The organism is uncultured Campylobacter sp., from assembly GCF_938018145.1.
Classification (GTDB): Bacteria; Campylobacterota; Campylobacteria; order Campylobacterales; family Campylobacteraceae; genus Campylobacter_A.
Window position 1 is genome coordinate 1 of the sequence record NZ_CALIII010000163.1, and the last position, 7,316, is coordinate 7,316.

A 7,316-nucleotide genomic window follows, 5' to 3' on the forward strand; every position below is an offset into this window, starting at 1 on the left:
CCTCTTTTTCGCCCGCTTTTATAGAGCGCGTTTCAAATTTATCCGGGTCAAATTTCAGATCCGCCGCCTGCGCGCTAAGTGCTACGCACAGGCAAGCCGCCGCGCCAAATGCAAGCGTCCTTTTTTTCATCTTTGCTTCCTTTTGATTTTGCCCGTTTACCGGCAAAATCGCTCAAATTTGACTATTTGCTACCGTCCGGGTTTAGCCCTTTTAGGATGTAGTCAAACTCCGCGTCGCTAAGGTCGTAGTTCATAAATTTCTTATAAAACGCCTTAGTTTGGGCTTTTACGTCGACGTCTTTAAAGAGCTCCGGCTGAACGATAGTAGCCGCCCATAAAATTTGCAGCGCAGACTCCGCGCCGTATCTATCCCAGCTAAACACGCCTTTTGGGTTGCCGTAGACTTTTTTGTTTTTGACCGCTTTTAGCCCTGCAAATACGGGATCGGCGTAGATTTTCTCAACCGCTTTTTGGTTATCCGCGCCGCCAACGATGATGATATCAGGGTCTGCCGCCACGATCTCTTCAGCCGTGATTTCTATCATGCTGCCCTCTTTTTGCACCGCGTTTTTACCGCCCGCGTATTTCACCCACGTGTCGATGATCGTTTTGGTGCCGTCGATTTTTAGCAGGTTCGCGCCGCCTACGATGTGTAGCACTTTAGGGCGCGCAGCGTCGTCTAGTTTGTTCGTGCGCTCGGTGACTAGCGCGATGTTTGCATCTAGGTTTTCGTTTAGCTCTTTTGCCTTGCTAGCTGCGTCGCCGCCGATTAGCTCAGCCGTTAGCAGCACGCTTTTTTTCATATCGTCGTAGTCGCGAAATATCGCGTTTACCGCGTTAAATCCGTTTTTAGTAAGATTTTCTTGGAAATTTTTATTTGACACGACGACTACGTCCGGGGCTAGTTTAACGAGCTCCTCGATCTGGATGTCGTTGCCGTTTAGCGCGGCCGGCACCTCTGCGATGCGAGGGTAAATCGCGGCAAACCACTTATTTTTCTTGATGAGATCGGTCGTAGTTACGATCTTATCCGCGCCGCCTAGCACCAAGATCACTTGGTTGTTTGCGTGCCAAAGCGCGGCTATCTTTTGCGTTTTGGCCGGGATTTTGACCTCGTTACCGGTCATATCGGTGACGGTTTTTACCTCGGCTCCTAGCGCGACGATAGCGCTTAAAAGCAACGTCGTGAGAAATTTTTTCATCTTTTGCTCCTTGTGAAATGTAAATTTATAATATTACAAAAATGCATATTAAAATTTGTGGAATATTACAGAAAAGCATATTAAAATAAGATATATTTTTTAAAATTTAATCAAGAAGCGAATTTAAAAGCTAAATTTAAGCAGCCCCGCCAGCGGTTTGCGAACGGGGCTAAAAATCACTCGTGGTGATAGTCGTCGTAGATGACCTTGTTGGTTTGGAATTTGATGCGTTTTAGCTCGCGAATACGCAAAAATTCATCCTCCTCGATCCTTTGGATCTGGATGGCGGCCTTAAAGGTCGGGGTCTTACTGATGAAGTCCCAGCCGTTGCTCGTTAGCTCGTTGCAGCAGCTCTCCCAGTAGTGGTAGGTCATCTGGATGACGCCGTCCGGGACGATGCCCGTGACGTCTGCTTTGACGACGATGTAGCCGTATCTACTCCACGCTTTGATGAAGTCTCCTTGTTTGATGCCGTAGCGCTCGGCTAGCGCAGGATTCATCTCCGCGATAGGCCCGATACTGTCGCCGCCCTCTTCGATAGCTTTTGAGCGTCTAGTCATGACGCCGCCGGCGTACTGATAGACTTTACGCGTAGTTAGCAGCTGTATCGGATACTCGGCATCTGTCGGCTCGTCCACGCTACCGGCCATCACTTCGTACTCAGGCGGTAAATTTACGCGTTTAGCAAACTCGGCTTTTGCCGGCTCGATATCTGCGACGCTCTTTACGTGCAAGCAAGGGATAAATTTACCTTTGCCGTCGGGCGTAAAGAATTTTTTGTCTAGATATAGGCTCTGCCCACCCATGTCGTTTTCATCAGGGCACGGCCAGTGTAGCCCGTGGTGCTTTTTAATGCGGTAGTAGCTCATGCCGCCGTATCTTCTAGGGTCGCACTTGCGTACTTCTTCCCAAATTTCTTCAGGCGAGTTAAAGTTAAATCCCTCTGTCGCTCCGAGCCTTCGCGCGATCTCGCAGATGATCCACCAGTCTTGTCTGGCGTCTCCTGGAGGCGTGATGACGTGCTCGTTGTGCTGGACGCGGCGCTCGGCGTTAGCGTAGAGGCCCTCTTTTTCGCTACTTGCCACACCCGGTAGCACGACGTCGGCTTTACGCGACGTTTCGGTTAAAAATATATCCTGAACCACGTACATATCGACCTTTGAGATCGCTTTTAGGAAGTGGTTGGTATTTGGGTCGGTTACGACCGGGTTTTCGCCCATCGTCCAGAAAAAGTGCACCCTGCCGTCAAGGATGGCGTTTGGCACTTCGGTTTTATGGATGCCGATTTTACCGTTTAGGAAGCCTGGCTCTAGATGCCAAACCTGCTCGAACCACTCGCGCTGTTTCGGATCGGTTACCGAGCCTAAATTTGGGAAAATATTTGGCAACACGCCCATATCGCAGCAGCCTTGGACGTTTTCTTGACCGCGTATCGGTAGGTCGCCGCTGCCTAGCTCGCAGATATTTCCCGTTAAAAGGAATAAATTTGATATATCGCAAACCGCGCCCACGCCGTGGTTAAAGTGCGTGACGCCCATACCGTGCGTGATGACGGCCGGACGGATAGTCGCGTACATGCGAGCCGCTTTTCTCACGTCCTCAGGGTTTAGATTGGTGTAGCTAGCGATGGCTTCAGGCGAATAGTCCTTGACCGCTTCGCGTACGTATTCCACGCCCTTGGTGCATTCGTTTACGAAGTCCCAGTTAACTAAATTTTCCTCGAAAATAACGTAAATCAGCGAGTTTATAACCGCGATATTGTGCTCGGGCGCTAGCTGCAAATGCACGTCCGCTCGGCTGGCAAATTCCGTTTTTATCGGGTCTACCACGATGAGCTTAGCGCCGCGGTTTAGCGCGCGCTGTATGTGCATCGCCGCGATCGGGTGGCCGTTTTCGGGGTTTGAGCCGATCATCAAGATACAATTACTATAAGGTCCGATCTCCGTGAAGCTGTTTGTCGCCGCTCCGTTACCGATTGTTTTGGCAAGACCTGCCACAGTCGGAGCGTGTCAAATTCTAGCGCAGTGGTCGACGTTGTTCGTGCCGATTACGGCGCGCATTACCTTTTGCGCGACGTAGTTGTCCTCTAACGTACAGCGAGCCGAGTAGTTGCCTACTAGCGCGTCGGGGCCGTATTTTTCCTTGACCTCTTTCATCTTTGCGACGACTAGATCAAGCGCTTCGTCCCAGCTAGCCTCCTCAAAATCTCCATCCTTGCTAAATACGCCGTCTTTTTTGCGGATTAGCGGTTTTGTCAGTCTATCGGGCGCCCCCACGTAGTCCCAGCCGTAAAAGCCCTTTAAGCACAGATTTCCCTGATTTACGGGGTTATCCTGCACTCCAAGCGCGCTTCTTATCACGTTGTTTTCGACGTGAAGCTCGACCTGACAGCCCGTGCCGCAGTACGGGCATATGACTTTGCCAGTCTTTGTCATTTTTTCTCCTTTCCCGATGTGCAAAATTTGCACATTTATTAAATATGAAATATTCGCATATTTGTCCTTAAAAGATAATAAATTCTCTTAATATCACAAACCAGTTTCTAAATTTAAGATTTAATTTATATTGTATATCTGTAAACAAAGCCGAAATAGCTGTAAAATCGCAATTTCTAGCGTATCATTTTAGTTACTTATAAAGGCGTATTGAGAGATTTTATTAAGATTAGAATTAGTTATTGTATTAATGTAACTTAAAATTCTACTTCCACGCTTAATCAAATTTGATCCGTTTGTGAGGCGTAAAGCGAGCAAAAACGGTTAAATTTGCAAGATTAAATTTGAGTCGTTTCTGATAGGGCGAGCGTTTTGGCGTTAAATTTATTTTTAATTATTTTGGAGCACGGCAAATTTAAAGTGGGTTTCGGCGGTCAAATTTGACCGCCGACTCGGCAAAACAAAATTTTATTTCGCGAGCAAGCCGCGTAAATTTAGTCAAATTTGACTCGTTTGCCAGCCGTCAGTCTGCAAAACCGAGTCAAATTTGACGCGTTATTAAAGAGCTTGGCGAGCCAGCTTGCTCCAGACCCTTAAGCCGAACGGATCAAAATCCGTGCGCTTTTTTTAACTCCGGATCGATCGGTTTTTTCGCGCCGTCCTTAGTCACGCTCACGTAGGTCGCGATCGCGGATGTCACGTGTATGCACTCGCGAAAGCCCGCCGCATTTAGCCGCTGCGCCGTGACTTCGATCTTGGTTTTGATCGAGGTGTTGCCCACTTCCGTTATCTTGGCGTAGCAGCTCACGACGTCGCCGACGAAAACGGGCTGTTTAAATATAATCTCTTGCATCGAGATCGTCACGACGCGCTCGGGAGCCACTTCTCGCGCGGCCTGAGCTCCGGCAAGGTCGATCTGGCTTAGTATCCAGCCGCCAAATATATTTCCCGCAGAGTTGGTATCTTTTGGCAAGGCGACTTGCTTCATGCGCGGTTCGCCCATGCCTTCTAATGTTTTTTCCATTTTTATCCTTTCTATTTTTATTTAATTTTGCAAATTTAGCGACAATCCGCCGCATTTGGCTTATTTTGTGTCAAGCCCGAGTTAAATTTGACTCGAAAAACCCGCGTCTTTATAACCCAAATTTAGCGTCAAAAAGGTGCGGGTCCGCTCACTAAAGGCAAACTTACAGCCCAATCAGCCGCGAGCTAATGTCAAATTTGACGTCGTAAACGCGCCCTATTTCTCTCCCGCTTGCCACCTTTCCCATTCGCCGCTCTCGTCAAGCTCGTTTCCCATAGCCTTGTAGCGGGCGTAGTAGTGCTCTACAAAGGCCCTTGCCTGCGCGTGTTTAGGCAGGTAGCTTTTGCCATCTTTCTCGCAAAATCTCGCCAAAAACTCGCCCGCAGGAGCGCGCCTTGCGTAGTGAAGCGCCAAATTTTTATAGTTTTCGAGGCAGATTTCTTTAAATTTAGCGTAGTGCTCGCGGTCAAATTTGACGACCAAAGCGCCGCCCTCAAAGCTAAGCGCGCCCGAGTCAAACAGCAGGCTAAGGTGTATGAGCCCCTCGCAGTAGTACGCGCGCACCTCATCGACCTCGCGCCACGCGATAAGTCCGACCGCGCGGGCGATCAGCTCGTGAAATACGCTCATCTCATAGCTCGCGTCGCCGCCGATAAAGAAATTTACCAGCCCGCCCGTGGTCGCCTTGTACTCCTCGATAAATTTAAACTCGCCGTCCGCGTTCATCGCCTTTTCCGTGTCGGTGCCGACGAAAAGTATATGCCCAAACTCGTGGCCGATCGTGGAGATTTCGTAGGTTTTCTTCCAAATTTGCGGCTTTTTAAACAAAATTTCGCGCCCGTAGTCCAAAAACTCGCGCGAAAAAATCTCCCCGCTAAGCTTCATAAACGGCCGCGCCTTGGCGCTCTCGTAAACGTGCTCGACGAAGGCGAATATCTTTTTGCCCCGCTCCTTGCTCACGGTCTCGTCGTTTGGCACGACCTGCGCGGAGAAAAGCCCGTTTAGCTCTGCGCCGTAGTAGATCATCGGCACGCTGATATAGGTTTGCGTTCTAGCGACGTTTTGCGTGACTTGGCGCGCGAGCAGAGCGTCCTCTATCCCGCACTCGCGGCAAATTTGCTCGTAGGCGCGGATGACGCTGGCTTTAAACTTCTCCTCGTCAAAATCGCTCGCACCCGCTAGCCTAACGTCCCACTCGAGCGCGACGGCGTGCGTGTAGGCATCCTCGTAGTACTCGAGCGGATGGCCGGGCTGCAGCGGGCCTTTTACCTCCATCCACGCGCGCTCGGCATCCTGCCACGCCGGGATCACTCGGTCGTTTGCTCGCTCGCAAAACGCCGCCTTTAGCTTTTCAAAGTACGTTACGTAGGCTCTTTGCTCGTCGTTTGTAGCTAGCGATTTTAGATTTTTGATTAGCTTCTCTAGCGCGTCCGCCACGCGTTTTACTTCGTTTTCAAAGGCCGCGGCATACGGCGCAAAAGCGTATTTTTCGCCGTTTTTCATAACTGCGCCGTAGCTTCGCTCGCCCTTTTCGCCGCCGTCTTTTTGATACAGGCGGTTTTCGTCGATAAATTTGATCGCTTCGGCCATGTTTGCAAATTTAGCTTCGAATTCTTTATTCGTCGTTTGCAGGATTTGCCTGTCCCACGCGCTTTGCCACGCGTTCATCGCTAGCCCCGCGCCGTGCATGCCGCTAAGTAGCGCCTGATGAAACTCGTCTATTATTTTCTCCTCTTTTACCCGCGCCAAAAGCTTTTCAAAACGCGCCTCGTAAAACTCGCGCACGAGCTCAAAAGCTTCGTCTTTTATGCGACCTATCGCGGCCTCCTCGCGGCCTTGTTTTTTTAGCTCGTTTTCTAGCGGCTCAACCTTTAGATCGACTATACGGCGCAAAACCGCTACCTTTTCGCTCTTTTGCCCCTTAAATCCGGCGATTTTTAGCATATTTTGCACGACATCGCTAGGATTATCCAGCTGCCTATACATCGCGTTTAGCTCGTCTTTACCGGCCGCTACTAGCTCGTTTAATCTTTTAAAATCGTTCACGTTTATCCTTTTAAAAATTTGGCGTATTTTAGCTTAAATTTGATGCATATCGCGTTAAAAATGAGTAAGCGGGAGTTAAATTTGAAAGTTCGGACGGCGAAATTTGGACCCTAAAGAGATTGGTTTATAAAGCTCAAATTTGAATTTATCCAAAAACAAAGCGCGGACTCAAATTTGAGATTAAATTTAAACCCGCGCGAGTAAATTCGGCTAAATTTAACGCTTTAGCGAACAGCGGTTTAAAAAGTAGCAAGCGGGGCAAAATCCTGTCACGCCCACGATAAAGGGCACGAGCCCTATCAGTCCCCACCAGCTGTTAAACACCGCTCCAGCGATCATTATCGCTAGTCCGATCAGCGCTCTTATTATCCTAGTTTTCTTACTTAGCATTGCGTTTTCTCCTCTTTGTTTTTACATTTTTTACACGTATTTATACCAAAAAATTTATAAAGAGGACAATAACCGTAAACAGCCGTCAGTAGCGGCACGAGACCGACCAGCCACAGCCAGCACTCGCAGACGAACCCAAATGCGTATATCCAAACCGCAGCGATTACTAGGCGGATAGTTTTATCTAAAATCCCGACGTTTTGCATTTTCTCTCCTTTA

Annotated in this window: 6 protein-coding genes; all 6 read right to left on the reverse strand. The window is 49.0% G+C overall.

All coding sequences use genetic code 11. From position 1 onward, the window contains the following. Positions 1–182: 182 nt before the first annotated feature. Positions 183–1,202, reverse strand: a complete 1,020-nt coding sequence (locus Q0338_RS03705; RefSeq protein ID WP_298085582.1) for an ABC transporter substrate-binding protein — start codon at positions 1,200–1,202, stop codon at positions 183–185. Positions 1,203–1,378: 176 nt separating this feature from the next. Continuing rightward, positions 1,379–3,637, reverse strand: coding sequence for a molybdopterin-dependent oxidoreductase (locus Q0338_RS03710; protein ID WP_298085583.1), 2,259 nt, complete (start codon positions 3,635–3,637; stop codon positions 1,379–1,381). A gap of 607 nt (positions 3,638–4,244) precedes the next feature. Beyond that, entirely contained in the window at positions 4,245–4,661 is a 417-nt protein-coding gene (locus tag Q0338_RS03715; RefSeq protein ID WP_298085584.1) for an acyl-CoA thioesterase, read from the reverse strand. Between the two features lie 216 nt (positions 4,662–4,877). Next, the gene (gene ciaB / locus Q0338_RS03720; RefSeq protein WP_298085585.1) at positions 4,878–6,707 is read right to left on the reverse strand and encodes an invasion protein CiaB; all 1,830 of its coding nucleotides are present in this window, start codon (positions 6,705–6,707) and stop codon (positions 4,878–4,880) included. Positions 6,708–6,923: 216 nt separating this feature from the next. Then, positions 6,924–7,097: a DUF2892 domain-containing protein gene (locus tag Q0338_RS03725; protein ID WP_298085586.1), complete on the reverse strand. Its 174-nt coding sequence runs from the start codon at positions 7,095–7,097 to the stop codon at positions 6,924–6,926. Continuing rightward, positions 7,091–7,316, reverse strand: a 226-nt coding sequence (locus tag Q0338_RS03730; protein WP_298085587.1) for a DUF2892 domain-containing protein, incomplete at its 5' end; no start/stop codon positions are given. The genes Q0338_RS03730 and Q0338_RS03725, both read right to left, overlap by 7 nt.

Excerpts from the sequence above, each read along its gene's own strand:
- Q0338_RS03705 (WP_298085582.1), bottom strand. The coding sequence starts at position 1,202 with ATGAAAAAATTTCTCACGACGTTGCTTTTAAGCGCTATCGTCGCGCTA.
- Q0338_RS03715 (WP_298085584.1), bottom strand. The coding sequence starts at position 4,661 with ATGGAAAAAACATTAGAAGGCATGGGCGAACCGCGCATGAAGCAAGTC.
- Q0338_RS03725 (WP_298085586.1), bottom strand. The coding sequence starts at position 7,097 with ATGCTAAGTAAGAAAACTAGGATAATAAGAGCGCTGATCGGACTAGCG.